The sequence below is a fragment of the Citrobacter portucalensis genome (genome assembly GCF_023374935.1).
GTDB lineage: Bacteria > Pseudomonadota > Gammaproteobacteria > Enterobacterales > Enterobacteriaceae > Citrobacter > Citrobacter portucalensis.
This window is the reverse complement of the sequence record NZ_CP092466.1, coordinates 1,108,517-1,134,114: the sequence shown is the minus strand read 5'-3', so window position 1 is coordinate 1,134,114 and position 25,598 is coordinate 1,108,517. Positions and strand designations below refer to the sequence as shown.

At 51.8% G+C, this 25,598-nt stretch carries 28 protein-coding genes; 21 read left to right on the top strand and 7 right to left on the bottom strand.

Annotation, left to right across the window (positions count from 1 at the left end; genetic code table 11):
• From gabT to csiR, 3 genes are all read left to right on the top strand, one after another.
• Positions 1–1,284 (top strand): 4-aminobutyrate--2-oxoglutarate transaminase, encoded by a 1,284-nt coding sequence (gene gabT, locus LY264_RS05400; protein WP_008785600.1) that lies wholly within the window; start codon positions 1–3, stop codon positions 1,282–1,284.
• A gap of 147 nt (positions 1,285–1,431) precedes the next feature.
• Complete coding sequence (gene gabP / locus LY264_RS05395) at positions 1,432–2,832, top strand: GABA permease (protein WP_048225221.1); 1,401 nt, start codon at positions 1,432–1,434, stop codon at positions 2,830–2,832.
• A gap of 45 nt (positions 2,833–2,877) precedes the next feature.
• Positions 2,878–3,564: a DNA-binding transcriptional regulator CsiR gene (gene csiR, locus LY264_RS05390; protein ID WP_048225222.1), complete on the top strand. Its 687-nt coding sequence runs from the start codon at positions 2,878–2,880 to the stop codon at positions 3,562–3,564.
• A gap of 12 nt (positions 3,565–3,576) precedes the next feature.
• Here the strand turns inward: csiR and lysM are convergent, their stop codons facing one another.
• Together lysM and LY264_RS05380 are read right to left on the bottom strand one after the other, a co-directional pair.
• A complete protein-coding gene (gene lysM, locus LY264_RS05385; RefSeq protein ID WP_048215704.1) occupies positions 3,577–4,026 on the bottom strand; it encodes a peptidoglycan-binding protein LysM in 450 nt (149 codons plus the stop codon).
• Between the two features lie 95 nt (positions 4,027–4,121).
• Entirely contained in the window at positions 4,122–4,280 is a 159-nt protein-coding gene (locus LY264_RS05380; RefSeq protein WP_003037242.1) for a YqaE/Pmp3 family membrane protein, read from the bottom strand.
• 183 nt (positions 4,281–4,463) lie between these two features.
• On the opposite strand from LY264_RS05380, the gene LY264_RS05375 reads away from it, so the two are divergent.
• From LY264_RS05375 to LY264_RS05365, 3 genes are all read left to right on the top strand, one after another.
• Positions 4,464–4,763 (top strand): ArsR/SmtB family transcription factor, encoded by a 300-nt coding sequence (locus LY264_RS05375; RefSeq protein WP_003037247.1) that lies wholly within the window; start codon positions 4,464–4,466, stop codon positions 4,761–4,763.
• 9 nt (positions 4,764–4,772) lie between these two features.
• On the top strand, positions 4,773–5,300 hold the full coding sequence (locus tag LY264_RS05370) for a rhodanese family protein (protein WP_048225225.1): 528 nt from the start codon (positions 4,773–4,775) through the stop codon (positions 5,298–5,300).
• 90 nt (positions 5,301–5,390) lie between these two features.
• Positions 5,391–5,570, top strand: coding sequence for a hypothetical protein (locus LY264_RS05365; protein WP_003825999.1), 180 nt, complete (start codon positions 5,391–5,393; stop codon positions 5,568–5,570).
• A gap of 35 nt (positions 5,571–5,605) precedes the next feature.
• Here the strand turns inward: LY264_RS05365 and stpA are convergent, their stop codons facing one another.
• Positions 5,606–6,007 carry a DNA-binding protein StpA gene (gene stpA, locus LY264_RS05360; protein ID WP_048225229.1) on the bottom strand — a complete coding sequence of 134 codons (402 nt, stop codon included), beginning with the start codon at positions 6,005–6,007 and terminating at the stop codon, positions 5,606–5,608.
• 557 nt (positions 6,008–6,564) lie between these two features.
• On the opposite strand from stpA, the gene alaE reads away from it, so the two are divergent.
• A complete protein-coding gene (gene alaE, locus LY264_RS05355) occupies positions 6,565–7,014 on the top strand; it encodes an L-alanine exporter AlaE (RefSeq protein WP_003037259.1) in 450 nt (149 codons plus the stop codon).
• A 36-nt stretch (positions 7,015–7,050) separates the two neighbouring features.
• On the opposite strand, the gene LY264_RS05350 is transcribed toward alaE, so the two are convergent.
• Both LY264_RS05350 and pdxR read right to left on the bottom strand, forming a co-directional pair.
• A complete protein-coding gene (locus LY264_RS05350; protein ID WP_003037262.1) occupies positions 7,051–7,401 on the bottom strand; it encodes a DUF2002 family protein in 351 nt (116 codons plus the stop codon).
• A gap of 123 nt (positions 7,402–7,524) precedes the next feature.
• Entirely contained in the window at positions 7,525–8,859 is a 1,335-nt protein-coding gene (gene pdxR / locus LY264_RS05345) for a MocR-like pyridoxine biosynthesis transcription factor PdxR (protein WP_048215702.1), read from the bottom strand.
• 90 nt (positions 8,860–8,949) lie between these two features.
• Here pdxR and LY264_RS05340 point away from each other — a divergent pair, with 90 nt between their 5' ends.
• From LY264_RS05340 to emrB, 14 genes are all read left to right on the top strand, one after another.
• Complete coding sequence (locus tag LY264_RS05340; protein ID WP_003825991.1) at positions 8,950–9,381, top strand: carboxymuconolactone decarboxylase family protein; 432 nt, start codon at positions 8,950–8,952, stop codon at positions 9,379–9,381.
• A 280-nt stretch (positions 9,382–9,661) separates the two neighbouring features.
• A complete protein-coding gene (nrdH, locus tag LY264_RS05335) occupies positions 9,662–9,907 on the top strand; it encodes a glutaredoxin-like protein NrdH (RefSeq protein ID WP_032944700.1) in 246 nt (81 codons plus the stop codon).
• Positions 9,904–10,314, top strand: coding sequence for a class Ib ribonucleoside-diphosphate reductase assembly flavoprotein NrdI (gene nrdI / locus LY264_RS05330; RefSeq protein WP_003825987.1), 411 nt, complete (start codon positions 9,904–9,906; stop codon positions 10,312–10,314). Before nrdH ends, nrdI begins: the two co-directional genes overlap by 4 nt.
• Positions 10,287–12,431 (top strand): class 1b ribonucleoside-diphosphate reductase subunit alpha, encoded by a 2,145-nt coding sequence (gene nrdE / locus LY264_RS05325; RefSeq protein WP_048225232.1) that lies wholly within the window; start codon positions 10,287–10,289, stop codon positions 12,429–12,431. The genes nrdI and nrdE overlap by 28 nt, the downstream gene beginning before the upstream one ends.
• 10 nt (positions 12,432–12,441) lie before the next feature.
• Positions 12,442–13,401: a class 1b ribonucleoside-diphosphate reductase subunit beta gene (nrdF, locus tag LY264_RS05320; RefSeq protein ID WP_048215699.1), complete on the top strand. Its 960-nt coding sequence runs from the start codon at positions 12,442–12,444 to the stop codon at positions 13,399–13,401.
• Positions 13,402–13,755: 354 nt separating this feature from the next.
• On the top strand, positions 13,756–14,958 hold the full coding sequence (gene proV, locus LY264_RS05315; RefSeq protein WP_003825980.1) for a glycine betaine/L-proline ABC transporter ATP-binding protein ProV: 1,203 nt from the start codon (positions 13,756–13,758) through the stop codon (positions 14,956–14,958).
• The gene (gene proW, locus LY264_RS05310) at positions 14,951–16,015 is read left to right on the top strand and encodes a glycine betaine/L-proline ABC transporter permease ProW (RefSeq protein ID WP_008785611.1); all 1,065 of its coding nucleotides are present in this window, start codon (positions 14,951–14,953) and stop codon (positions 16,013–16,015) included. Before proV ends, proW begins: the two co-directional genes overlap by 8 nt.
• A gap of 189 nt (positions 16,016–16,204) precedes the next feature.
• A complete protein-coding gene (proX, locus tag LY264_RS05305) occupies positions 16,205–17,200 on the top strand; it encodes a glycine betaine/L-proline ABC transporter substrate-binding protein ProX (RefSeq protein ID WP_048215698.1) in 996 nt (331 codons plus the stop codon).
• 190 nt (positions 17,201–17,390) lie between these two features.
• On the top strand, positions 17,391–18,575 hold the full coding sequence (locus LY264_RS05300; protein WP_048225236.1) for an MFS transporter: 1,185 nt from the start codon (positions 17,391–17,393) through the stop codon (positions 18,573–18,575).
• Positions 18,576–18,697: 122 nt separating this feature from the next.
• Positions 18,698–19,435, top strand: a complete 738-nt coding sequence (locus LY264_RS05295) for an AzlC family ABC transporter permease (RefSeq protein WP_048225239.1) — start codon at positions 18,698–18,700, stop codon at positions 19,433–19,435.
• Positions 19,425–19,760: an L-valine transporter subunit YgaH gene (gene ygaH / locus LY264_RS05290; RefSeq protein ID WP_003037297.1), complete on the top strand. Its 336-nt coding sequence runs from the start codon at positions 19,425–19,427 to the stop codon at positions 19,758–19,760. The genes LY264_RS05295 and ygaH overlap by 11 nt, the downstream gene beginning before the upstream one ends.
• A gap of 90 nt (positions 19,761–19,850) precedes the next feature.
• A complete protein-coding gene (emrR, locus tag LY264_RS05285; protein ID WP_003037300.1) occupies positions 19,851–20,381 on the top strand; it encodes a multidrug efflux transporter EmrAB transcriptional repressor EmrR in 531 nt (176 codons plus the stop codon).
• A gap of 129 nt (positions 20,382–20,510) precedes the next feature.
• Complete coding sequence (emrA, locus tag LY264_RS05280; protein ID WP_071692225.1) at positions 20,511–21,683, top strand: multidrug efflux MFS transporter periplasmic adaptor subunit EmrA; 1,173 nt, start codon at positions 20,511–20,513, stop codon at positions 21,681–21,683.
• Positions 21,684–21,699: 16 nt separating this feature from the next.
• Positions 21,700–23,238, top strand: a complete 1,539-nt coding sequence (emrB, locus tag LY264_RS05275) for a multidrug efflux MFS transporter permease subunit EmrB (RefSeq protein WP_003825966.1) — start codon at positions 21,700–21,702, stop codon at positions 23,236–23,238.
• A 48-nt stretch (positions 23,239–23,286) separates the two neighbouring features.
• Here emrB and LY264_RS05270 read toward each other — a convergent pair whose 3' ends face one another.
• On the bottom strand, positions 23,287–24,657 hold the full coding sequence (locus tag LY264_RS05270; protein WP_048225856.1) for a carbohydrate porin: 1,371 nt from the start codon (positions 24,655–24,657) through the stop codon (positions 23,287–23,289).
• A 345-nt stretch (positions 24,658–25,002) separates the two neighbouring features.
• Positions 25,003–25,518 (bottom strand): S-ribosylhomocysteine lyase, encoded by a 516-nt coding sequence (luxS, locus tag LY264_RS05265; RefSeq protein ID WP_003037312.1) that lies wholly within the window; start codon positions 25,516–25,518, stop codon positions 25,003–25,005.
• Positions 25,519–25,598 lie beyond the last annotated feature (80 nt).

The window sequence follows — 25,598 nt, the reverse complement described above, 5'->3', positions numbered from 1 at the left end:
ATGAGCACCAACAAAGAACTTATGCAACGTCGCAGCAACGCCGTTCCCCGTGGCGTAGGACAGATCCACCCTATTTTTGCCGAGCGGGCAGAAAACTGTCGGGTCTGGGACGTTGAAGGCCGGGAATTCCTCGACTTTGCTGGCGGTATTGCGGTGCTGAACACCGGTCACCTGCATCCGCAGATCGTCTCTGCGGTAGAAGCGCAGTTGAAAAAGCTGTCCCATACCTGTTTCCAGGTGCTGGCCTATGAGCCGTACCTGGAGCTGTGTGAAATCATGAATAAGAAAGTGCCGGGTGATTTCGCCAAGAAAACCCTGCTGGTGACCACCGGTTCTGAAGCGGTAGAAAACGCGGTGAAAATCGCCCGCGCCGCCACCAAGCGTACGGGGACTATCGCCTTTAGCGGCGCTTACCACGGTCGTACCCACTACACCCTGTCACTGACCGGGAAAGTCAATCCGTACTCCGCCGGAATGGGGCTGATGCCGGGTCACGTCTATCGCGCGCTCTATCCTTGCCCTCTGCACGGCATCAGTGAAGATGATGCTATCGCCAGCATTCACCGCATTTTCAAAAACGATGCCGCGCCAGAAGACGTCGCCGCCATCGTGATTGAACCCGTTCAGGGCGAAGGTGGCTTTTACGCAGCCTCTCCTTCCTTTATGCAACGGCTGCGCGCCATTTGTGACGAACACGGGATCATGCTGATTGCCGATGAAGTACAGAGCGGTGCGGGCCGTACCGGTACGCTGTTTGCCATGGAGCAGATGGGCGTTGCGCCCGATCTCACCACCTTCGCCAAATCCATCGCCGGAGGCTTCCCGCTGGCGGGCGTGACCGGACGCGCCGAAGTCATGGACGCAATCCCACCGGGCGGTCTGGGCGGTACCTATGCCGGTAACCCAATTGCCTGCGCCGCCGCGCTGGCGGTACTGAACATTTTTGAACAGGAAAATCTGCTGCAAAAAGCCAACGAGCTGGGACAAACCCTGCGCGAAGGCCTGCTGGCTATCGCGGAAACCCATCGCGAGATTGGCGACGTACGCGGGCTGGGCGCGATGATTGCTATCGAACTGTTCGAAAACGGCGACCACACGAAACCAGACGCCAAACTGACTGCGGAAGTGGTGGCGCGTGCACGCGAGAAAGGACTGATCCTGCTCTCCTGCGGACCTTACTACAACGTGCTGCGCATTCTTGTCCCGCTGACTATTGAAGATGCGCAAATCCGCCAGGGGCTGGACATTATCGCCCAGTGTTTTGCCGAGGCAAAGCAGGGTTAAACCCCCGAATAAAAACGGGAAATTGTAGGCCGGATAAAGCGCAAGCGCTGCCATCCGGCAATGTTGTGATGCCCGGTGGCGCTACGCTTACCGGGCCTACGGGTAAGGTGCAGGAAGCGACGTCAATAACAATAACGAGGTTTAAAGATGGGGCAAGTGTCACAATCACATGATTTAGGGGGCGGGCTGAAATCACGCCACGTCACCATGCTGTCTATTGCCGGGGTAATCGGCGCAAGTCTGTTCGTCGGTTCAAGTGTGGCGATTGCAGAAGCCGGTCCCGCAGTATTATTAGCCTATCTGTTCGCCGGATTGCTGGTGGTGATGATTATGCGCATGCTGGCCGAAATGGCCGTTGCCACCCCGGATACCGGTTCTTTTTCCACTTACGCCGATAAGGCCATTGGCCCGTGGGCAGGTTATACCATCGGCTGGTTGTACTGGTGGTTCTGGGTATTAGTTATCCCTCTGGAAGCGAATATCGCCGCCATCATTCTGCACTCCTGGGTACCGGGTATTCCTATCTGGCTGTTTTCTCTGGTTATCACGCTGGCGTTAACCGGCAGTAATTTGCTGAGCGTCAAAAATTACGGTGAGTTCGAGTTCTGGCTGGCGCTGTGCAAAGTGATTGCCATTCTGGCGTTTATTACCCTCGGTGCAGCGGCGATTAGCGGTTTCTACCCTTATGCCGAGGTTAGCGGAGTTTCACGCCTGTGGGATCAGGGCGGCTTTATGCCCAACGGTTTTGGCGCCGTGATCAGCGCGATGTTAATCACCATGTTCTCCTTTATGGGCGCAGAGATAGTTACCATCGCCGCCGCCGAATCCGATACCCCGGATAAACATATCGTTCGCGCCACCAACTCGGTTATCTGGCGTATCTCTATCTTCTATCTGTGCTCTATTTTTGTGGTGGTGGCGCTGATCCCGTGGAATATGCCGGGCCTGAAAGAAGTCGGTTCTTATCGCTCGGTGCTGGAGCTACTGCATATCCCGCACGCGAAATTGATCATGGACTGCGTCATTTTACTGTCAGTGACCAGCTGTCTTAACTCCGCACTGTATACGTCATCGCGTATGCTCTACTCCCTTAGCCGCCGTGGCGATGCCCCCGCCTTTATGGGTAAAACGAACCGCAGCAAAACGCCTTATGTGGCGGTGTTACTGTCGACAGGTGCTGCGTTCCTCACCGTCATCGTCAACTATTACGCCCCGGCCAAGGTATTTAAATTCCTAATCGACAGCTCCGGTGCCATCGCGCTGCTGGTGTATCTGGTCATTGCCGTTTCTCAACTGCGGATGCGCAAAATCCTGCTGGCGCGAGGCGGTGAAATTAAACTGAAAATGTGGCTCTATCCGTGGCTTACCTGGCTGGTCATCGCGTTTATTATCTTTGTGTTGGTGGTCATGCTGTTTCGCCCGGCCCAACAGCTGGAAGTTATCTCTACCGGGTTGTTAGCCATAGGAATTATTTGCACCGTGCCCATTATGTCACGCTGGAAAAAACTGCTATCGTGGCAAAAAGCACCATTGCAAAATACGCATTAAACCTGTTCCCGGCGCAGGCCGGGAAATCCTTTCAGGAGTATGACCATGACCGCCATTCCCCAACCGACGGCCATTGATGGATACCGCTGGCTGAAGAACGACATCATCCGCGGTGTGTATCAGCCTGATGAAAAACTGCGTATGAGTCTGCTAACCTCACGCTATGAGCTAGGCGTGGGACCGCTGCGCGAAGCGCTTTCGCAGTTAGTTGCCGAGCGGTTAGTGACGGTGGTTAATCAGAAAGGGTATCGTGTCGCCCCGATGTCAGAGCAGGAGTTGCTCGATATTTTCGATGCCCGCGCCAATATGGAAGCCATGCTGGTCGCGCTGGCCATTGAACGCGGCGACGACGCCTGGGAAGCTGAAATTCTGGCGCGCGCGCATATGCTCAGTAAGCTTGAAGCCATTGATGCCAGCGAACAGATGCTCGACGAGTGGGATCAGCGCCATCAGGCGTTTCACTCGGCGATTGTCGCCGGCTGTGGTTCACAATATCTGCTGCAAATGCGTGAACGGCTGTTTTCTCTGGCGGCGCGCTACCGGTTTATCTGGCTGCGTAAAACGGTACTGTCGGTTGAAATGCTGGAAGACAAACACGATCAGCACAAGACGCTGACCGAAGTGATTCTGGCACGTGATGCCGCGCGCGCCAGCGAATTAATGCGCCAGCACTTGCTGACGCCGATTCCGATTATTCAACAGGCTATGAGCGGTAAATTGCTGACGCAATAAGCCTGAATAATATTACTGTTCCGGAATACGTAAAACCTGTCCAGGATAGATTTTATCCGGGCTTTTCAGCATTGGTTTATTCGCTTCAAATATCTGGTTATACAGGTTGGCATTACCGTAAACCTGTTTGGCAATAGCGCTCAGGGTATCCCCTGATTTCACGGTATAAAACTGGCTTTCGCTCGCGGGTGCAGAAGTTTTAACCTGATCATCTACGCTGGCGATACCAGAGATATTACCAATCGCGATCAGAATTTTTTCTTTCGCTTCCTGACTTAATCCATCACCAGAAACAGTGGCTTTGCCTTCATTAATTTGCACGTCCACTTTATCCGCATCAGGGATGCCGGTTTTGTTCAGGTGTTCCTGCACTCTTTTTGCCAGATCGGCTGTGTCATGGTTTCCAGTGACCGCATCCCACAGTTTTTCACCTGCATCTTTTACGAAATTGAAGAGTCCCATATCCACCTCGGTAATTAACAATCAACACCCAAAAGTGTAGCAGAGGAGAAAGGGACACAAAGAAAACGGCGCCGAAGCGCCGTAGTAGAAAGGAATTAATTACGCGTCTGTATCCAGAAGGCATGGATCAAACCAGGAATGTAGCCCAGCAGCGTCAGAACGATATTGAGGATAAATGCCCAGCCGAATCCCTTCCCCAGCAGCACGCCAAGCGGGGGCAGAATAATAGTAAAAACGATTCTCCAGAAACCCATACACACTCCCTACAAGCAAAAATTAATCATTGTTTAAAAAGAGATTTTATCTCTAAGATTAATCAGTGTAGCTAACTCCTCCCGTCTCGCCCTGCTGTTTTACCCTCCTTTACGCTCTTTACGCTGGCGTACGTTGGCCGTTTATTTTAGAATATACTTAATTTAGACAATACTTAAATACATATGACTGAACTTGAACAACTCCAGGCCAGCGCTGAACAGGCTGCCGCCCTGCTAAAAGCGATGAGTAACCCGAAACGGTTGCTGATTTTGTGCATGCTCTGTGGTTCACCCGGTACCAGCGCGGGTGAGTTAGCCCGTGTTACCGGCCTTAGTCCTTCCGCCACTTCCCAGCATCTGGCGCGTATGCGTGAAGAAGGTCTGATAGAAAGCCAGCGCGATGCCCAGCGCATCCTCTACTCCATTAAAAATGCGGCCGTGAATTCGCTGATCGCCACATTAAAAACACTGTATTGCCCATAAGGAGCCATCATGACTATTGGGACGATTTCCCCACACGAGGCGCAGACACTGGTCGCGCAGGGTGCAAAACTGATTGATATCCGCGATGCTGACGAGTATCTGCACGAGCATATTCCTGAGGCACATCTGGCGCCATTACCCGCGCTTGAGCAGGGATCGCTGCCTGCGAATTTACGCGCCGAGCAGGTGATTTTTCACTGCCAGTCAGGCAAACGTACACAAAATGCGGCAACAAAACTAAGCGCTATCGCCGCACCCGCGCAGGTCTGGTTGCTGGAAGGTGGAATTGACGGCTGGAAAGCCGCAGGGTTGCCGGTGGCGAAAGACAGTTCACAACCGTTACCGCTGATGCGTCAGGTGCAGATAGCCGCAGGCAGCCTTGCCCTACTCGGCGTTATTCTGGGCTATAGCGTTAGCAGCGCCTTCTTCCTGCTGAGCGGTTTTGTGGGCGCCGGGCTGATACTCGCTGGTGTAACTGGCTTTTGCGGTATGGCGCGATTACTGGACATCATGCCCTGGAACCGACGTACTCATTAAGCGGTAATCATTGAAACAGCACTGTACCCGCCGGTTGACGTGATCTATGGTGAGTTCTGCGATAAATGATAAATAAAGGAGCACAACAATATGTTTAAACCTGGCGATCTGGTTCAACCGCGTATGGGCGGTCCAAAACTGAAGGTTGTTGAAGTCAATGACGATCAAATTGTGGCGGTACAAGCCAGTAATGAAAGCGGTGATAAATTCACGCTGAAAGCAGCTGATGTCACGCGATATACCGAAGAGGGTGATTTCGGCGTTTGCTGAAAATAAGCGGTGAGATCTCCTCACCGCCTTCGCAATTAGATCAAAAAGTCATCAAGAGATTTGCCGGCCGCCAGCGCCTGGGCAATTGGCTTCGGTGTGCGACCTTGTCCGGTCCATGTTTTCGTTTCACCATTGAGATCGATAAAACGATATTTCGCCGGGCGCGGTTGGCGTTTTTTAACTGAACGTGCCGTCGCAGGTGTTATGCTCAGCAGCTCCTCCGGGCTGATCCCGTCTGCCTGCATCTGTGCCAGCAAGGCATTAATTTTTGCCTGCTGTTCTGCACGTTGGCGCTGTAGCTGTTCTTCTTCATCGCGCCGTTCTTTGGTCACTACTCTGAATTTTTCGAGCATATCTTCGAGCACATCAACGGAAAATTCACGCGCCATTACACGCAGCGAGCGGATATTATTTAAGTTTTTTAACATTGAACTCATATTAACAAAACCTCTTTAACGTAAAACATAAAAATGGTATTACGCTAAATATTGTATGCAACTGATTATTATAATTCCAGTCTAATTTATTCGTTTATCATTAAACAAATAGCCAACTCTGATATTTATAGCATCCATTCTGCTATCGCCCAGACAATATATTCTATTACCCTGATTGCAGCTTTGAATATACCTGCAAGGTATCTCAGCGCGTCACTTAAGAAACAAGCCACAGCATCTCGTGGAACCAACGAGTATACCTATTGCACATCAGTCAACATTCAGAAAAGGAGCGCAAAAAATTCAGAAAAACAAGCAACAATAACTCTTTGATCTAAAAAGACTTTAATTAACACAGCAACGAAAACACCAAAACGAACAAAAAACAAACCATTGCAGAGCATTTTATCGACAAAAAGACAATAAATAAAAATTTTCAGCTAGTTGCTAGTTATTATCCAGGCAGATATCCTATTAAAACGCGAAAGCAGCAAGACAAATCACTGGCAGTTAAGGTATTCAAAACCTTTTTTCCCCTTTTTACAAGGAGCATTAACATGTTCTCTCCGCAGTCACGCTTGCGTCATGCAGTAGCAGACACGTTCGCGATGGTTGTTTATTGTTCTGTCGTGAACATGTTGATCGAAATATTCCTTTCTGGAATGAGCTTCGAACAGTCGCTGTATTCCAGATTAGTCGCTATCCCTGTCAACATACTGATCGCGTGGCCATACGGCATGTATCGTGATTTGTTCATGCGCGCGGCCCGTAAAGCCACGCAGGCAGGATGGGCAAAAAATCTGGCGGATGTGCTGGCTTATGTCACCTTCCAGTCGCCGGTGTATGTGATTATTCTACTGACGGTTGGCGCAGACTGGCATCAGATTACGGCTGCAGTAAGTTCGAACATCGTGGTGTCAATGCTGATGGGCGCTGTCTATGGCTACTTTCTTGATTATTGCCGCCGCTTGTTTAAGGTCAGCAGCTATCATCAGGCTAAAGCCTGACACGCTTCTTCGCGACTGGCACTGCCAGTCGCGTTATTAGTTAGAATTAACGTCGCCAAACAGCCCGCTCAGATAACGTTCAAGCGCAATACGCGAGCTAAAGCCGTGCGGAATACCATAATGCTCATGAGTCTCTCCGGCTAAATACAGCGGGAATTGCTGGTAATGATCGCAAGTTTTAATATCCGTTGCCGGTTCCGCCAGCGAAGAGCTACGCTCTTTCAACGTGGGATGGATAATTAATGCGGTACGCCCCATGCGAGCTTCACGATTAACATACACATAATTTTCGCCACGCCGATAGCCGTACGTTTTCTGCGTCACTACATCAACGGTAAAGCCCACTTTTTCAAGTACGCGCGCCACCTCATCAGGTCGTAAATACATATTATTTTCCTCGTTATCTTTTACTGCGGGCTTACCTTACCTGATTCAGCATTAGCAACGCTTTCAGAAAAGTCCATAAACGAGTGAACACGATGAGACGAATATCTTAAGTAACGTACAGATTTATGTCAGCGCCAACCGCAGTTGGTAGGCCGCCTGTTGCGCCATTTCCGCCGAGCTGATATTGGTAAATGACAGCAATATTCCCCCCTTTCCTTCTGACGTTATTCGCCAGCGGCTTAGCGCCTGAACCGCTAACCCGGCCTGATTCGCTTTGCGCACCAGCGCAGTATCATCTCCGTCTACACTCATCACCAGTTGAATCCCACCTTCCTGAGGAATGACGCTAAATCCTTGTTCGGTCAGGGCGTTTTCCATCCATTGTCGTCGTTCGGCATAATGCTGTCGCATACGTTTTAAGTGCCGCCAGAAGTGGCCGTCTCGCATGAAATCCGCCAGCGTTTGCTGCCATAGAACCGGGACGCTACAGGCCGTTAGCGCCGCTTGTTGGCGAAAGCGTTCAACCTGGGTCAGAGGCACCACCAGCCATGCCGTACGCAAAGCCGGAAACATCGATTTGCTGAACGTTCCGGCATAAATCACCCGCTGAGGCGCATCCAGACTTTTTAGCGGCGGCAACGGCTTACCGTGGTAACGAAATTCACTGTCATAGTCATCTTCGATTACCCACGCCTGCGCACGAGTCGCCCACTCCAGCAACTGGTGGCGACGGTCCAAAGACAGTGCTACCCCCAGAGGGCTTTGATGAGCGGGAGTGAGCAGTACAAAACGCGCCTGCGGGTAGTCGCGGATCCCGGCGCTGACATCCAGACCATCGGCATCCACCACTACCGGCATCAACTCAATGCGTTCCTGAGCCACCACGGGCCGGATCAGCGGAAAACCGGGATCTTCGACCCACATTCCCTCACCGGGATGCGCCAGAGCGCGCAGGATTAACGTCATTGATGCCGCATAGCCTGAAGTGATAAAAATCTGCTCTGGCTGGCATTCAATGCTGCGTGAAACGCGCAGATAATCAACAATTGCCTGGCGTAACACCCGTTCGCCACATACATCGCCCACCGCCAGATCAAAACGCGTTTGGGTGCGTAAACGCCGTCCCATCACCCGTGCCCAGACTTCACGCGGAAAAAGATCGAGTGCGGGTAATCCCATCTGAAAAGGTTGCGGTCTGGGATTTTCTCCGGCGAAGATGGCAGGCGATGCAGGCGCCCTTTCTGGTCGCAGTTGCTCACTGACAAACGTTCCTGCCTGTCCACGCCGCGCGAGCCAGCCCTGCGCCACCAGCTCTGCATAGGCATTTTCCACCGTCGAGCGTGATACTCCCAGCTCCTGGGCCCAGGTCCTGCTGGAGGGCAATCTGGTACCGGGCTTGAGTTCACCTTTCTCAATTGCGTTTTTTAACTGACGGGCGATTTGCTGATAACGTGGCATTTATGGTCTGCTTTTTTGGCAACAATATGGCTCTCTGTTGCAGTCCATTATAGTGCTACATTGCGGGTCATCCAAACGAGGAGAAATACCATGACAATGTTACGCCAGCCCTATTACGAACTCAGTCCTGAAATCTATAACGCTCTTGTTCAGGCAAGCCAAGCGCTGGAAAACTGCGCGCTTGAACCTACGTTGACGGAGCTGATTTACCTGCGGGTCTCGCAAATCAACGGCTGCGCCTTTTGTCTGGAAATGCACAGTAAAGCACTGCGCAAATCCGGTGTTGCGCAGGCCAAACTGGACGCACTGGCAGGCTGGCGGGTGAGTCACCACTTCAGCGAACAGGAACGTGCGGCGCTGGCGTGGGCCGAATCGGTCACCCAGATTGCCACTACTCACGCCGAAGATGACGTTTATCTGCCGCTGCTAGACCATTTCAGCGCGAAAGAAATTAGCGACCTGACATTTGCCATTAGTCTGATGAACTGCTTTAACCGTCTGGCGGTGGGGATGCGCATGTGATTTTGCGCTGCCGGATGGCGGCATAAATGCCTTATCCGGCCAAGGAAGTACTTTCCTGTAGGCCGGATTAGACGCGACGCGTCGCCATCCGGCAACCTGCGATGGTACATACCACTTCCCCCGCCACGCTCATCACCTTGCTCATTATCAATCTAAAATTCCCATATCTTGTATGGTTGAATCTTTTTAAATCTACATCTAGTATCTTTCCTATCAGGACACACACAACCCGACGCCCTCTATCGCGCCGATCCTTTATTTTTAAATGGAAATACGAATCATGAGTATTATTATTTACACTCGCAATAACTGTGTTCAGTGCCACGCCACCAAACGGGCAATGGAAAGCCGTGGTTTTGACTTTGAGATGGTAAACGTCGATTTACAACCCGATTTGGCTGATAGCCTGCGCGATCAAGGGTTTCGCCAGCTACCGGTCGTGGTCGCGGGTGAAACCAGTTGGTCAGGGTTTCGCCCGGACATGATCAACCGTCTGCATCCGGAACACCGTGTGGCCAGCGCATGAGTCAGCTCGTCTACTTCTCCAGCAGCTCCGAAAATACGCACCGCTTTATGCAGCGTCTGGGGCTGCCAGCCATCCGCATTCCGCTTAACGAACGCGAGCGGATCCGGGTAGACGAACCTTACATATTAATCGTGCCATCCTACGGCGGTGGCGGCACTGCTGGCGCGGTCCCAAGACAGGTGATCCGCTTTTTAAACGATACGCACAACCGGGCGTTAATCCGTGGAGTGATCGCCTCCGGCAATCGTAATTTCGGTGACGCCTACGGTCGCGCGGGTGATGTCATCTCACAAAAATGCGGCGTGCCGTGGCTCTATCGCTTTGAGCTGATGGGCACCCAAAGCGATATCGACAACGTTCGAAAAGGAGTGAGCGAATTTTGGCAACGACAACCGCAGAACGTGTAATGCAGCCAACGCTGGATTATCACGCCCTGAACGCCATGCTGAATCTGTACGATAAAGCCGGGCGCATTCAGTTCGACAAAGACCATCAGGCGGTGGAGGCTTTCTTTGCCGCCCACGTCCGCCCAAACTCGGTGGCGTTTGCCAGCCAGCAGAAGCGCCTGGAAACGTTGGTGGATGAAGGCTATTACGATGCCAGCGTGTTAGCCCGCTACGATCGCGCGTTCGTGCTGAAGCTATTCGACCACGCCCACGCCAGCGGATTCCGTTTCCAGACGTTCCTCGGCGCATGGAAGTTCTACACCAGCTATACGCTGAAAACGTTCGACGGTAAGCGCTATCTCGAAGACTTTGAGGATCGGGTCACGATGGTGGCGCTCACGCTGGCGCAGGAAGATGAAACGCTCGCCATGCAGCTGACCGATGAAATGCTCTCCGGGCGCTTTCAGCCCGCCACACCAACCTTTTTAAACTGCGGCAAACAGCAACGCGGTGAGCTGGTCTCCTGCTTCCTGTTACGCATTGAAGACAACATGGAGTCTATTGGTCGGGCGGTCAACTCTGCGCTGCAACTTTCCAAGCGCGGTGGCGGCGTGGCGTTTTTGCTCTCTAACCTGCGCGAAGCAGGTGCGCCGATTAAACGCATTGAGAATCAGTCCTCCGGCGTAATCCCGGTAATGAAAATGCTGGAAGATGCGTTTTCTTATGCCAATCAACTCGGCGCGCGTCAGGGTGCGGGCGCAGTGTACCTGCACGCACACCATCCGGATATTTTACGTTTTCTGGATACCAAACGTGAAAACGCCGACGAGAAAATCCGCATCAAAACCCTGTCGCTTGGCGTGGTGATCCCGGATATCACCTTTAAGCTGGCCAAAGAGAATGCCGACATGGCGCTGTTCTCACCCTATGACGTGGAACGCATTTACGGCAAAGCGTTCGGCGATATCGCCGTCAGTGAACGCTATGACGAACTGCTTGCCGACGAACGTGTGCGTAAAAAATACATTAACGCCCGCGATTTCTTCCAGCGTCTGGCCGAGATCCAGTTTGAGTCTGGCTATCCTTACATCACGTTTGAAGATACGGTGAATCGCGACAATCCGATTGCCGGTCGGATCAATATGAGCAACCTGTGCTCGGAGATTTTGCAGGTTAACAGTGCCTCCACCTACGATGAAAATCTCAATTACGCGCAGACCGGGCACGATATTTCCTGCAATCTCGGCTCGTTGAACATTGCCCATACTATGGATTCACCCGACTTTGGTCGTACCGTGGAAACGGCGGTTCGTGGCTTAACCGCCGTTTCGGACATGAGCCATATCCGCAGCGTGCCCTCGATTGAGGCCGGAAACAGCGCATCACACGCGATTGGTCTTGGGCAGATGAATCTGCACGGGTATCTGGCGCGGGAAGGGATCGCCTACGGTTCGCCGGAAGGGCTGGATTTCACCAATATCTACTTTTACACCATCACCTGGCATGCGCTGAATACGTCAATGAAGATCGCCCGCGAGCGCGGTCAAACCTTTGCCGGATTCAAACAGTCGCGCTACGCCAGCGGCGAGTATTTTAACCAGTATCTGCAGGGCGACTGGCAGCCAAAAACCGACAAAGTTCGCGCGCTGTTTGCCGCCAGCGGCATTACGCTGCCGACGCGCGAGATGTGGTCACAGCTGCGTGAAGATGTGATGCACTACGGCATTTATAACCAGAATTTACAGGCGGTTCCCCCCACCGGTTCTATCTCTTACATCAATCATGCCACGTCAAGCATTCACCCGATCGTGTCGAAAGTGGAGATTCGCAAAGAGGGCAAAACCGGGCGCGTTTACTACCCTGCCCCGTTTATGACCAATGAGAATTTGGCCTTGTATCAGGATGCCTACGAGATTGGTCCACAAAAAATCATTGATACCTACGCAGAAGCAACGCGCCATGTCGATCAGGGGCTTTCACTGACGCTCTTTTTCCCCGATACCGCCACCACGCGCGATATCAATAAAGCGCAGATTTACGCCTGGCGTAAGGGCATCAAATCCCTGTACTACATCCGACTACGCCAGCTGGCGCTGGAAGGCACCGAAATCGAAGGCTGCGTGTCATGCGCGCTGTAAGGAGGAGAAAATGACATTATCCCGCGTGAGCGCCATCAACTGGAACAAGATTGAGGATGATAAAGATCTTGAGGTATGGAACCGTCTGACCAGTAACTTCTGGCTCCCGGAAAAGGTCCCGCTCTCCAATGACATTCCGGCCTGGCAAACTTTGAACGCCGCCGAACAGCAGTTAACAATCCGCGTTTTTACCGGGCTGACGCTACTCGACACCATTCAGAATGTTGCCGGAGCACCAGCGTTAATGGCTGATTCGTTAACGCCGCATGAAGAGGCAGTGCTGTCGAATATCAGCTTTATGGAGGCGGTGCACGCCCGTTCATACAGCTCAATATTCTCCACCCTTTGCCAGACCAAAGACGTGGATGCAGCCTACGCCTGGAGTGAAGAAAATACCCCACTCCAGCGCAAAGCGCAGATCGTTTTGACACATTACGCCAGCGACGAACCGTTGAAGAAAAAAATAGCCAGCGTGTTTCTGGAATCCTTCCTCTTCTATTCTGGCTTCTGGTTACCGATGTATTTCTCCAGCCGCGGTAAACTGACCAATACCGCCGATCTCATTCGTCTGATCATTCGTGATGAAGCGGTTCATGGGTATTACATTGGTTATAAATATCAAAAAGGTCTGGAGCATATTTCCGAATCCGCACGCGAGGAGTTAAAGAATTTTGCCTTTGACCTGCTGATGGAATTGTATGATAACGAAGCGCGTTATACGGAAGAGTTGTATGCAGAAACCGGCTGGGTGGATGACGTCAAAGCCTTCCTTTGTTACAACGCCAATAAGGCATTAATGAATTTGGGATATGAGGCGCTATTTCCGCCTGAAATGGCGGAGGTTAACCCGGCAATCCTTGCCGCGCTGTCGCCCAACGCTGATGAAAACCACGATTTCTTCTCGGGTTCCGGCTCATCCTATGTGATGGGAAAAGCGGTCGAAACCGAAGATGACGACTGGAATTTCTAGCGCTCATTTTCGCGGGAAATACCGTACATTTTTCGCGGAAATATTTTAACAGGATCACACTTTTGTCGTGCAAATATAATTGTGTGATCTACACTCAATATCAGCCGCATTATTCGCCTGCATTCCAGCAATTCAGGCGATTTTTCATTGCCATTTACAAAAAATATTACCCCGTTCACATTCACGCTCAGCCCTTATATCACGGGAAGTCCCGCCACTTGGCCTTTGGCAATATTCATGCCACAACCAAATTCAGGGTTGTCTCAGATTCTCAGTATGTTAGGGTAGAAAAAGGTCACTATTTCCATCAGGTAATATATCGATATAAACAAATAACAGGAATCATTCTATTGCATGGCAATTAAATTAGAAGTTAAAAATCTCTATAAGATATTTGGAGAGCATCCCCAGAGAGCCTTCAAATATATTGAAAAAGGACTTTCAAAAGAGCAGATTCTGGATAAAACGGGGCTATCGCTTGGCGTTAAGAACGCCAGTCTGGCCATTGAAGAAGGCGAGATATTTGTCATCATGGGATTATCCGGTTCGGGTAAATCCACAATGGTACGCCTTCTCAATCGCCTGATTGAACCCACCCGCGGACAGGTATTGATTGACGGCGTAGACATCGCCCGGATATCCGATGCTGAGCTTCGCGAGGTGCGCAGAAAAAAGATTGCGATGGTGTTCCAGTCCTTTGCCCTGATGCCGCACATGACGGTTCTCGACAATACGGCATTTGGCATGGAATTAGCCGGCGTAGGTGCGGATGAACGTCGTGAAAAAGCGTTAGATGCACTGCGTCAGGTTGGTCTGGAGAATTATGCTCACGGCTACCCGGATGAACTTTCCGGGGGGATGCGCCAGCGTGTAGGCCTCGCCCGCGCATTAGCCATTAACCCTGACATCTTATTAATGGATGAGGCCTTCTCAGCCCTCGATCCATTAATTCGTACTGAGATGCAGGATGAACTGGTAAAACTACAGGCGAAGCATCAACGTACCGTGGTCTTTATATCGCATGACCTCGACGAAGCCATGCGCATTGGCGACAGAATTGCCATTATGCAAAACGGTGAAGTGGTCCAGGTCGGCACGCCAGATGAAATCCTGAATAATCCGGCCAATGATTATGTACGCACCTTCTTCCGTGGCGTCGATATTAGCCAGGTCTTTAGCGCGAAAGATATTTCACGCCGTAGTCCCGAAGGTTTGATTCGTAAAAACCCCGGGGTGGGTCCACGTTCTGCGCTGCAATTATTGCAGGACAAAGATCGCGAATATGGTTACGTGATCGAACGCGGCAATAAATTCGTTGGCGTTGTCTCTATCGACTCATTAAAAACAGCGTTAAGTCAGGCGCAAGGTATTGAAGCGGCATTGATCGATGAGCCGTTAGCCGTAGATGCACAAACCCCTCTCAGCGAGTTGCTTTCTCATGTCGGTCAGGCCCCGTGCGCGGTGCCGGTTGTAGATGAGGAACAGCAGTATGTGGGCGTCATTTCAAAACGCATGCTGTTACAGGCTTTAGATCGTGAGGGGGTAAACAATGGCTGATCAAACTAATCCGTGGGACACCACACCAGCGGCCGATAGTGCCGCACAAAATGCTGATGCCTGGAGTACGCCATCAGGCGCACCCACTGACGGTGGTGGTGCGGACTGGCTGACCAGCGCACCCGCGCCGGCACCAGAGCATTTCAATATTATGGATCCGTTCCATAAAACGCTGATCCCGCTGGACAGTTGGGTCACAGAGGGGATCGACTGGGTCGTTACCCATTTCCGTCCGGTCTTCCAGGGCATTCGTGTCCCGGTGGATTACATTCTCAACGGCTTTCAACAGCTGCTGTTAGGTATGCCAGCCCCGGTAGCGATTATCCTGTTCGCGCTGATTGCCTGGCAGATTTCCGGCGTGGGGATGGGCGTTGCTACGCTGATTTCCTTAATTGCCATCGGTGCCATCGGCGCGTGGTCGCAGGCCATGATAACCCTGGCGCTGGTGTTGACCGCGCTGCTGTTCTGCGTGGTGATCGGTCTGCCGATGGGGATCTGGTTGGCGCGCAGTCCACGGGCAGCAAAAATTGTTCGCCCGCTGCTGGACGCCATGCAAACCACACCCGCGTTTGTCTATCTGGTGCCGATTGTCATGCTGTTCGGTATTGGTAACGTCCCGGGCGTAGTGGTGACGATTATCTTCGCCCTGCCGCCAATCGTGCGTCTGACTATTCTGGGGATTAACCAGGTGCCAGCCGATCTGATTGAAGCCTCGCGCTCGTTTGGCGCCAGCCCGCGTCAGATGCTGTTTAAAGTGCAGCTCCCGCTGGCAATGCCCACCATTATGGCTGGGGTTAACCAGACGCTGATGCTGGCGCTCTCAATGGTCGTCATCGCATCGATGATTGCCGTCGGCGGACTGGGCCAGATGGTTCTACGCGGAATCGGTCGTCTGGATATGGGGCTTGCCACCGTCGGCGGGGTTGGGATTGTGATCCTCGCTATCATTCTCGACCGCCTGACGCAGGCCGTCGGTCGCGACTCGCGTAGTCGTGGCAACCGTCGCTGGTATACCACCGGTCCCATTGGGCTTATCACTCGCCCTTTCACGAAGTAATACACCCGTTGCCCGGTAGCGCTGTGCTTACCGGGCTTACAATTCATTAGCTTACACAAAATCATTCAAGTTGCATCGCGGCGGCAAACGAATGTATCTCCAGGAGCGTACAAGTAGTACGTGACTGGAGTGCATGAGTGCAGCCAACAAAGAGGCAGCTTGAAGGATGAAGTGTAATAAGGAACAACGATGCGACAGAAAGTTATTATTGCCACAGCGTTTGCCACCCTTGTCTCCACCAGCGCTTTCGCTGCCGACCTGCCGGGCAAAGGCATCACCGTACAGCCAATCCAGAGCACTATCTCTGAAGAATCCTTCCAGACGCAGTTAGTCGCCCGTGCGCTGGAGAAACTGGGTTACACCGTTAACAAAACCAGCGAAGTTGACTACAACGTCGGCTATACCTCCATTGCCTCTGGCGATGCAACTTTTACCGCCGTGAACTGGCAGCCGCTGCATGATGATATGTACGCCGCTGCGGGCGGAGACAAAAAGTTTTATCGCGAGGGGGTATTCGTTACGGGTGCCGCGCAGGGTTATCTGATCGACAAGAAAACCGCTGAGCAGTATAAAATCACCAATATCGCCCAGTTAAAAGATCCGAAGATCGCCAAAATCTTTGACACCAACGGTGACGGAAAAGCCGATATGATGGGCTGTTCACCAGGCTGGGGCTGTGAAGCAGTAATCAACCACCAGAACAAAGCTTTCGATCTGGAAAAAACCGTCGAGGTCAGCCACGGTAACTATGCGGCGATGATGGCCGACACCATTACCCGCTTCAAAGAAGGTAAACCCATTCTTTACTACACCTGGACACCGTACTGGGTGAGCGACGTAATGAAACCAGGTAAAGATGTGGTCTGGCTGCAGGTGCCGTTCTCTTCCCTGCCAGGCGAGCAGAAAGATATTGATACCAAACTGCCAAACGGTGCCAACTACGGCTTCCCGGTGAACACTATGCATATTGTCGCCAATAAAGCCTGGGCGGAGAAAAACCCGGCTGCGGCGAAACTGTTTGCCATCATGAAGCTGCCGCTGGCGGATATCAACGCGCAGAACGCAATGATGCACGACGGGAAAGCGTCTGAAGCCGACGTACAGGGTCACGTTGACGGCTGGATCAAAGCCCACCAGCAGCAGTTTGACGGCTGGGTGAACGAAGCGCTGGCCGCGCAGAAATAATCCACTCACAGGCCTGATGAGTGTAGCGCCATCAGGCCAGTAACCGCATAAATGCCGGAGGGTGGCGCGATGCACCTAATCCGGCCTATCCTCCCTCCCCCAATCGCACAATCCATCACTCAACAAATCAGCAACATTTAATCACTTCCGTTATGATTGTTTTCTGCAACCCATTACTCAGTTGAAAACCATGACGAAAACCACTCAGGGACTTAGCCCTTCGCTGATCCTGTTAATGTCTATCGCCACCGGCCTTGCCGTCGCCAGTAACTATTACGCGCAACCGTTGCTCGACACCATCGCGCGCAACTTTTCGCTATCTGCCAGTACTGCAGGGTTTATCGTCACTGCGGCCCAGCTCGGCTACGCCGCCGGCCTGCTGTTCTTAGTGCCGCTCGGCGATATGTTTGAACGTCGGATGCTGATTGTCTCCATGACGTTGCTCGCGGCTGGCGGCATGCTGATCACCGCCAGCAGCCAGTCGCTGGGTATGCTGATTCTCGGTACTGCCCTGACCGGGTTGTTCTCGGTAGTGGCACAGATTTTGGTTCCGCTGGCGGCAACGCTTGCCACACCGGACAAGCGCGGGAAGGTTGTCGGCACGATTATGAGCGGCCTGCTGCTGGGTATTCTGCTGGCGCGCACCGTGGCGGGATTACTGGCGAATCTTGGCGGCTGGCGCACCGTATTTTGGGTCGCATCAGTATTAATGGCGCTGATGTCGGTTGCGCTGTGGCGCGGCCTGCCGAAGATGAAATCCGATACTCATCTTAACTATCCTCAGCTGTTAGGCTCGGTATTCAGCCTGTTTATTCACGATAAATTGCTGCGTACCCGCGCGATGCTGGGCTGCCTGACTTTTGCCAATTTCAGTATTCTGTGGACCTCAATGGCGTTTTTGCTCGCCGCGCCGCCGTTTAACTATTCGGAAGGAATGATTGGTCTGTTCGGTCTGGCGGGTGCCGCAGGGGCGTTAGGTGCACGTCCTGCGGGCGGTTTTGCCGATAAAGGTAAATCCCACCTGACCACAACCATGGGGCTGCTATTACTGCTGCTCTCCTGGCTTGCTATTTGGTTTGGGCACGCTTCAGTCCCCATGCTGATTATCGGTATTCTGGTGTTGGACCTCACCGTTCAGGGAGTACACATCACCAACCAGACGGTTATCTATCGCATTCATCCGGATGCGCGTAATCGCCTGACCGCCGGATACATGACCAGCTATTTTATTGGCGGAGCGGCAGGTTCGCTAATTTCAGCCTCTGCCTGGCAGCATGCCGGGTGGGCTGGCGTTTGTCTGGCGGGTACGACCGTTGCCGTACTCAACCTGGTGGTCTGGTGGCGAGGTTTTCACCGTCAGGAAGCCGTAAATTAAGCGTATAGCGCATGTTTACCGCTGATTGGGCTCCACAGGGTGTTAAGGAGCCCATCAGTCTGCTAAGGTTATAACTCATTGAACCAAGTTATATTAATTTCGGTAATGAAACCTATAACCCTATGGAAAGCCCTGTACCCCAGTCTGAATCCTGTTCGGCAACGTTAACGGAAGGATTCAAAGACAGCCTGCCAATAGTCATCAGCTATATTCCGGTCGCTTTTGCATTTGGTCTCAATGCCACTCGCCTTGGCTTTACGCCGGTTGAAAGCGTCTTTTTCTCCTGCATTATCTATGCGGGAGCCAGCCAGTTTGTCATTACCACCATGCTCGCTGCGGGCAGTTCGCTGTGGGTCGCCGCCCTTACCGTCATGGCCATGGATGTCCGCCATGTTTTGTACGGCCCTTCCCTGCGCAGCCGAATAGCCCAGCGACTGAGTAAACCCAAAAGCGCGCTGTGGGCTTTTGGCCTTACCGATGAAGTCTTTGCCGCCGCAACGGCAAAACTGGTCCGGGATAATCGACGCTGGAGTGAAAACTGGATGATCGGCATCGCACTGTGTTCCTGGGCCTCCTGGGTGTTTGGTACGGTGATCGGCGCGTTTTCCGGCAGTGGTTTACTCAAGGATTACCCGGCGGTTGAAGCGGCACTGGGATTCATGCTCCCGGCGCTGTTTATGAGCTTCCTGCTCGCGTCATTCCAACGTAAACAAGCGCTCTGCGTGACAGCGGCCCTGGCCGGGGCGCTGGCTGGCGTGATACTGTTTTCCATCCCTGCCGCTATCCTTTCAGGTATTGTCTGTGGATGCCTGACGGCGCTCATCCAGTCATTTTGGCAGGGAGGTCCTGATGAGCTATGAGGTTCTGCTGCTTGGCCTGTTGGTCGGCTGCGTTAATTACTGTTTTCGCTATTTGCCGCTCCGTCTTGGGGTCGGCAATGTTCGCCCGACGAAGCGCGGCGCGACGGGCATATTACTCGACACTATTGGCATTACATCAATTTGCGCCCTGCTGGTGGTGTCTACAGCGCCAGAAGTGATGCACGACGCTCGTCGGTTCGTGCCTACTCTGGTGGGGTTTGTCATACTGGGTGCAAGCTTCTATAAGACCCGCAGCATCATCATTCCAACGTTACTGAGTGCTCTGGGCTATGGATTAGCCTGGAAAATGCTGGTTGTCTTATAGATAAAAACAATCATTTTAAATAAATAATACATTTACTTTATTTGTCACTGTCGTTACTATATCGGCTGAAATTAATGAGGTTATACCCAAATGGATAGTTCGTTTACGCCCATTGAACAAATGCTAAAATTTCGCGCCAGCCGCTACGAAGAGTTCCCTTATCAGGAAGTGCTTCTGACTCGCCTCTGTATGCACATGCAGGGTAAGTTGCTGGAAAACCGCAATAAGATGCTGAAAGCTCAAGGGATTAACGAGACATTGTTTATGGCGTTGATTACGCTGGAGTCTCAGGAAAACCACAGTATTCAGCCTTCTGAACTGAGTTGCGCGCTTGGCTCGTCACGCACTAACGCTACCCGCATTGCGGATGAGTTAGAAAAACGTGGCTGGATCGAACGTCGTGAAAGCGATAACGATCGCCGCTGTCTGCATCTGCAATTGACCGAGAAAGGCCATGCATTTTTGCAAGAGGTGTTACCGCCTCAGCATAACTGCCTGCATCAGCTCTGGTCGTCTCTTAGCACCACCGAAAAAGATCAGCTTGAGCAAATTACCCGTAAACTTCTGACCCGTCTTGATCAGATGGAGCAGGATGGCGCGGTGTTAGAAGCGCTGCGCTAACGCGCCGACTCGCTCAGAAATCCAGATTTATAAATGAAAAAACCGACAGGCCAGCACGCATACTGCTGGCCTGTCTGATAAACAGGTCGGCTCAGCCGATGTGAAAAAAATAAGATCGTGGAGAACAACATGAGCGCAAATGCGGAGACTCAAACCCCGCAGCAACCGGTCAAGAAGAATGGCAAACGTAAAAGTATGCTACTCCTTCTGACCTTGCTCTTTATTATCATTGCCGTGGCATATGGAATTTATTGGTTTTTAGTACTTCGTCATGTCGAAGAGACAGACGATGCGTACGTGGCAGGGAACCAGGTTCAAATCATGGCTCAGGTATCAGGCAGCGTGACGAAAGTCTGGGCTGATAACACTGACTTTGTAAAACAAGGCGATGTGCTGGTCACCCTCGACCAGACAGACGCAAAGCAGGCATTTGAAAAAGCCAAAACTGCGCTGGCTTCCAGCGTGCGTCAGACGCACCAGTTGATGATCAACAGCAAGCAGTTACAGGCAAGTATTGAAGTGCAGAAAACCGCACTGGCGCAGGCACAAAGCGACTTTAATCGCCGAGTTCCGCTGGGCAATGCCAACCTGATTGGCCGCGAAGAGCTGCAACACGCTCGTGATGCCGTCGCCAGCGCTCAGGCCCAGCTTGATGTCGCGATCCAACAATATAATGCTAACCAGGCGATGATTCTGGGCAGCAAGCTGGAAGATCAGCCCACTGTGCAACAGGCTGCCACCGAAGTGCGCAATGCCTGGCTGGCGCTGGAACGTACCAGAATTGTCAGCCCAATGACCGGTTATGTATCCCGTCGCGCCGTACAGCCTGGTGCGCAAATTAGCCCAACCACGCCGCTGATGGCGGTTGTTCCGGCCACTAACCTGTGGGTAGATGCCAACTTCAAAGAAACACAGCTCGCGCACATGCGTATCGGCCAACCGGCGACCGTTATCAGCGATATTTACGGCGATGACGTAAAATATACCGGTAAAGTTGTCGGTCTCGATATGGGTACGGGCAGCGCCTTCTCCCTGCTGCCAGCGCAGAACGCAACCGGCAACTGGATCAAAGTCGTCCAGCGTCTGCCGGTACGTATCGAACTGGATACGCAGCAACTGGCACAGCATCCATTACGTATTGGTTTGTCTACGCTGGTTACGGTAGATACCTCAAATCGTGACGGACAAATTCTGGCAAGCCAGGTTCGTACCACGCCGGTATCAGAAAGTAATGCACGTGAAATCAACCTTGCTCCGGTCAATAAGATGATCGAAGAGATCGTGCGGGCCAACGCGGGTTAATTCAAAGGTGCGTGTGATGCAACAGCAAAAACCGCTGGAAGGCGCGCAGCTCGTCATTATGACGATCGCGCTGTCCCTGGCGACATTCATGCAGGTGCTGGACTCCACCATTGCTAACGTGGCGATCCCCACTATCGCCGGGAACCTCGGCTCTTCACTGAGCCAGGGGACCTGGGTGATCACCTCATTCGGGGTGGCGAACGCTATCTCTATTCCGATCACCGGCTGGCTGGCAAAACGCTTTGGCGAAGTAAGACTCTTTATGTGGTCAACTATCGCCTTCGTCATTGCGTCATGGGCATGCGGGATGTCCACCAGCCTGAACATGCTGATTTTCTTCCGCGTAATCCAGGGTATTGTCGCCGGTCCATTAATTCCGCTGTCACAGAGCCTGTTGCTGAATAACTATCCACCCGCCAAGCGTTCCATCGCCCTCGCGCTATGGTCGATGACGGTGATTGTTGCCCCGATATGTGGTCCTATTCTTGGGGGCTATATCAGCGACAACTATCACTGGGGCTGGATATTTTTTATCAACGTACCAATCGGGGCTGTGGTGGTATTGATGACACTGCAAACTCTGCGCGGTCGGGAAACCAAAACCGAGCAGCGGCGCATTGACGCCATTGGTCTGGCACTGCTGGTCATCGGTATCGGCAGTTTGCAGATTATGCTCGACCGCGGCAAAGAGCTGGACTGGTTCGCCTCGCAGGAGATTATCATCCTGACTGTGGTTGCCGTGGTTGCTATCAGCTTCCTGATCGTCTGGGAGCTTACCGACGAGCACCCCATTGTCGATCTCTCGCTGTTTAAGTCGCGCAACTTTACCATCGGCTGCCTGTGTATCAGCCTGGCCTATATGCTTTACTTCGGCGCAATCGTCCTGCTGCCGCAGCTGTTGCAGGAGGTATACGGCTATACAGCAACCTGGGCTGGTCTGGCGTCAGCGCCGGTTGGGGTGATTCCGGTGATCCTGTCTCCGATTATCGGCCGCTTCGCGCACAAGCTGGATATGCGTCGGCTGGTAACGTTCAGTTTTATTATGTACGCCGTCTGTTTCTACTGGCGTGCGTGGACGTTCGAGCCGGGTATGGACTTTGGCGCATCGGCCTGGCCGCAGTTTATTCAGGGGTTCGCGGTAGCCTGCTTCTTTATGCCGCTAACCACCATTACGCTGTCCGGCTTACCACCAGAGCGTCTGGCGGCGGCATCCAGCTTGTCGAACTTTACGCGAACGCTGGCAGGTTCCATTGGCACATCGATTACGACGACAATGTGGACAAATCGAGAGTCGCTGCACCATGCTCAGCTAACGGAATCTGTTAACCCCTACAACCCAAATGCACAGGCTATGTACGATAAGCTGCAGGATTTAGGGATGACGCACCAGCAGGCTTCAGGTTGGATAGCTCAGCAGATCACTAATCAGGGGCTGATTATTTCCGCTAACGAAATCTTCTGGATGTCGGCGGGGATCTTCCTGGTCCTGCTTGGCCTGGTGTGGTTCGCCAAACCGCCCTTCGGTGCGGGCGGCGGTGGTGGTGGCGCACACTAACTATCTGATAAAAGGGATCTGCGGATCCCTTTTTTATTAGACCTACAATCAGAAGTAATATTTGAATCTCAGACGCCCGCCGTAACGCGCATCTTCGCTGTTATCACCATTATTCGGATTGGCCTCTACCCATGAAGCATAGGCACCGAGGTAGATGTTAAAGTTTTTCATATCCATCACATTGGGGAATAAATATGAGGCATGAATAGTGTGAATGTCATAATTGCCGGGATCGGTGATCCAGCAATCGTCCTCACAAACGGCATCGATATTGGTAGCATTGAAAGCTTCGATTTTGTTATGCGCATAGATATAACCCAGTTCAAATCGATGCCACAACGCATTCACCCCAGCGGTAAAATCTGTCTCATCGGTCGCATCCATATAGGCGGTATTCAGGTTAATCACTGCGCCATCTTCCGGGTCCGTTTTTTGACCATTCCAGGTCATGGTAAAACCATAGCCCGTACGATCTGACTGATCGATCCACGTCCCATTTTGGTAATAGCCGTAGGCGTTGTTAACGACGTTACTTTCCATCGCTATCGCCGTTGAAAAACGCCCGTTTTGCCAGGCGATAACCGGACGGACGTAAGCCACGTTTTTATCGTTGGTTAAATCCATTCCGTGGTACTGCTTCTCGGTATATAACGTACTGCCATTTTCCAGCAATGTGTTAACTTCGAAATACCAGTTGTCGATGGTTTTGCTCAGCAGGAAGTTCCCCCCGCTGTCGCTACGTCCCCGTCCTTCTTTCATCATATAGATATAGCCGTAACCGTCACTGTAGAGATCGTTCGCTGTATTCCCCGAATATTCAACAAACGTATCCTGATTCAGCGGGAACATATCGTAGGCTTCAAAACGACCAACCTTAATTTTCCAGTCATTCTCACGACCAAAGAAGAAAACGGCATCATCGAGGTTCATTTTTCCGGTCAGGTCCGCCAGAGGCTGTACCGAGAACCCTGCAAAATTACAGTTGTCCCGCCGCTGGTAACCATCAAAGCCCAGCAACAGGCGTCCGTTAATATCCCAGCGTTCATTGGTTCCTGGTGCCCAATCTTTATTCGCTGATGTTCTCATCGATGTCAGGCTACCGGAACGGCTTGCCGCATCCATATTAAATTCGACATCGCCATAGAACTTAATATCGCTGAAGCCGGATAATGTCAGCTTAGGCGGAGTTTCACCTGCTGCAATCGGCTCGGCAGACTGGACATTCACCGTCGGCGTAGCGGCGACCTGCTGCTGCTTCAGTGAGCGAATTTGTGCCTCGGCATCGGATGCCCGTTTTTCGGCATTAACAACACGTTGCTCCAGTTCAGCCAGACGCTGCTCAATAGTGATATTATTTGCTGCCCAAAGGTTATGAGAAAAGCAAGCACCGATCATCAGCGCCAAATATTTAGCCTTCATTTTCATCCCTAAAGTTTAATGTATACCAGATAAGATTTGATAAAAACCCTATCTACCGGCTATTAAAAGAGTCTTGTTATTACCCGGATATCTGGCGTATTCCATTATGTTTTTCTATTAATTATTTATGTTTTTTAGTTTATGTGATCAATACACTCTGGCATCGTTAATTATCCACCTCTTTCTGCTTGCCAGATCACATTTTATTATTTAACAGGTCAGGCATCATTTAAATTAAAATATATTCTCGCCGCAAATATAATAAACGCACATTATATTAAGCAATAAAAAACCCCGGACATAAACCGGGGTTAATTTAAATACTGGAACAGCTAATCAATAAGACTAAATATGCAGTTCCTGCAGTTTCTCTTTCGGTAGCGCCAGCTCTTCATTGCTGTTCACGCGTACATCACGCTCCAGAATATGACGCGCGATATCCTGTGCTTCGCTAAGAGAGTGCATCTGATACGTACCGCACTGGTAAACGTTCAGCTCCGGGATCTGGTTCTGATCCTGTACTTTCAGCACGTCCGCCATTGCCGCTTTCCACGCGTCGGCTACACGCTGTTCGTCCGGCGTACCAATCAGGCTCATGTAGAAGCCGGTACGGCATCCCATCGGAGAGATATCAATAATCTCAACGCCGTTACCGTTAAGGTGGTTACGCATAAAACCTGCAAACAGGTGTTCCAGCGTATGGATACCTTTCTCAGGCATCACTTCTTTGTTCGGAATGCAGAAACGCAGATCAAACACGGTGATTGCGTCGCCATGCGGGGTGTTCATCGTTTTTGCAACCCGGACCGCGGGAGCTTCCATCCGGGTGTGATCGACAGTAAAACTATCTAACAACGGCATTTAGCCACCTCCGATAAATTTTTTAAAAATAATCTGAACTCTTTGTTCCGGGGCGAGTCTGAGTATATGAAAGACGCGCA

Excerpts from the sequence above, each read along its gene's own strand:
- gabT (WP_008785600.1), top strand. The coding sequence starts at position 1 with ATGAGCACCAACAAAGAACTTATGCAACGTCGCAGCAACGCCGTTCCC.
- gabP (WP_048225221.1), top strand. The coding sequence starts at position 1,432 with ATGGGGCAAGTGTCACAATCACATGATTTAGGGGGCGGGCTGAAATCA.
- csiR (WP_048225222.1), top strand. The coding sequence starts at position 2,878 with ATGACCGCCATTCCCCAACCGACGGCCATTGATGGATACCGCTGGCTG.
- lysM (WP_048215704.1), bottom strand. The coding sequence starts at position 4,026 with ATGGGACTCTTCAATTTCGTAAAAGATGCAGGTGAAAAACTGTGGGAT.
- LY264_RS05380 (WP_003037242.1), bottom strand. The coding sequence starts at position 4,280 with ATGGGTTTCTGGAGAATCGTTTTTACTATTATTCTGCCCCCGCTTGGC.
- LY264_RS05375 (WP_003037247.1), top strand. The coding sequence starts at position 4,464 with ATGACTGAACTTGAACAACTCCAGGCCAGCGCTGAACAGGCTGCCGCC.
- LY264_RS05370 (WP_048225225.1), top strand. The coding sequence starts at position 4,773 with ATGACTATTGGGACGATTTCCCCACACGAGGCGCAGACACTGGTCGCG.
- LY264_RS05365 (WP_003825999.1), top strand. The coding sequence starts at position 5,391 with ATGTTTAAACCTGGCGATCTGGTTCAACCGCGTATGGGCGGTCCAAAA.
- stpA (WP_048225229.1), bottom strand. The coding sequence starts at position 6,007 with ATGAGTTCAATGTTAAAAAACTTAAATAATATCCGCTCGCTGCGTGTA.
- alaE (WP_003037259.1), top strand. The coding sequence starts at position 6,565 with ATGTTCTCTCCGCAGTCACGCTTGCGTCATGCAGTAGCAGACACGTTC.
- LY264_RS05350 (WP_003037262.1), bottom strand. The coding sequence starts at position 7,401 with ATGTATTTACGACCTGATGAGGTGGCGCGCGTACTTGAAAAAGTGGGC.
- pdxR (WP_048215702.1), bottom strand. The coding sequence starts at position 8,859 with ATGCCACGTTATCAGCAAATCGCCCGTCAGTTAAAAAACGCAATTGAG.
- LY264_RS05340 (WP_003825991.1), top strand. The coding sequence starts at position 8,950 with ATGACAATGTTACGCCAGCCCTATTACGAACTCAGTCCTGAAATCTAT.
- nrdH (WP_032944700.1), top strand. The coding sequence starts at position 9,662 with ATGAGTATTATTATTTACACTCGCAATAACTGTGTTCAGTGCCACGCC.
- nrdI (WP_003825987.1), top strand. The coding sequence starts at position 9,904 with ATGAGTCAGCTCGTCTACTTCTCCAGCAGCTCCGAAAATACGCACCGC.
- nrdF (WP_048215699.1), top strand. The coding sequence starts at position 12,442 with ATGACATTATCCCGCGTGAGCGCCATCAACTGGAACAAGATTGAGGAT.
- proV (WP_003825980.1), top strand. The coding sequence starts at position 13,756 with ATGGCAATTAAATTAGAAGTTAAAAATCTCTATAAGATATTTGGAGAG.
- proW (WP_008785611.1), top strand. The coding sequence starts at position 14,951 with ATGGCTGATCAAACTAATCCGTGGGACACCACACCAGCGGCCGATAGT.
- proX (WP_048215698.1), top strand. The coding sequence starts at position 16,205 with ATGCGACAGAAAGTTATTATTGCCACAGCGTTTGCCACCCTTGTCTCC.
- LY264_RS05300 (WP_048225236.1), top strand. The coding sequence starts at position 17,391 with ATGACGAAAACCACTCAGGGACTTAGCCCTTCGCTGATCCTGTTAATG.
- LY264_RS05295 (WP_048225239.1), top strand. The coding sequence starts at position 18,698 with ATGGAAAGCCCTGTACCCCAGTCTGAATCCTGTTCGGCAACGTTAACG.
- ygaH (WP_003037297.1), top strand. The coding sequence starts at position 19,425 with ATGAGCTATGAGGTTCTGCTGCTTGGCCTGTTGGTCGGCTGCGTTAAT.
- emrR (WP_003037300.1), top strand. The coding sequence starts at position 19,851 with ATGGATAGTTCGTTTACGCCCATTGAACAAATGCTAAAATTTCGCGCC.
- emrA (WP_071692225.1), top strand. The coding sequence starts at position 20,511 with ATGAGCGCAAATGCGGAGACTCAAACCCCGCAGCAACCGGTCAAGAAG.
- emrB (WP_003825966.1), top strand. The coding sequence starts at position 21,700 with ATGCAACAGCAAAAACCGCTGGAAGGCGCGCAGCTCGTCATTATGACG.
- LY264_RS05270 (WP_048225856.1), bottom strand. The coding sequence starts at position 24,657 with ATGAAGGCTAAATATTTGGCGCTGATGATCGGTGCTTGCTTTTCTCAT.
- luxS (WP_003037312.1), bottom strand. The coding sequence starts at position 25,518 with ATGCCGTTGTTAGATAGTTTTACTGTCGATCACACCCGGATGGAAGCT.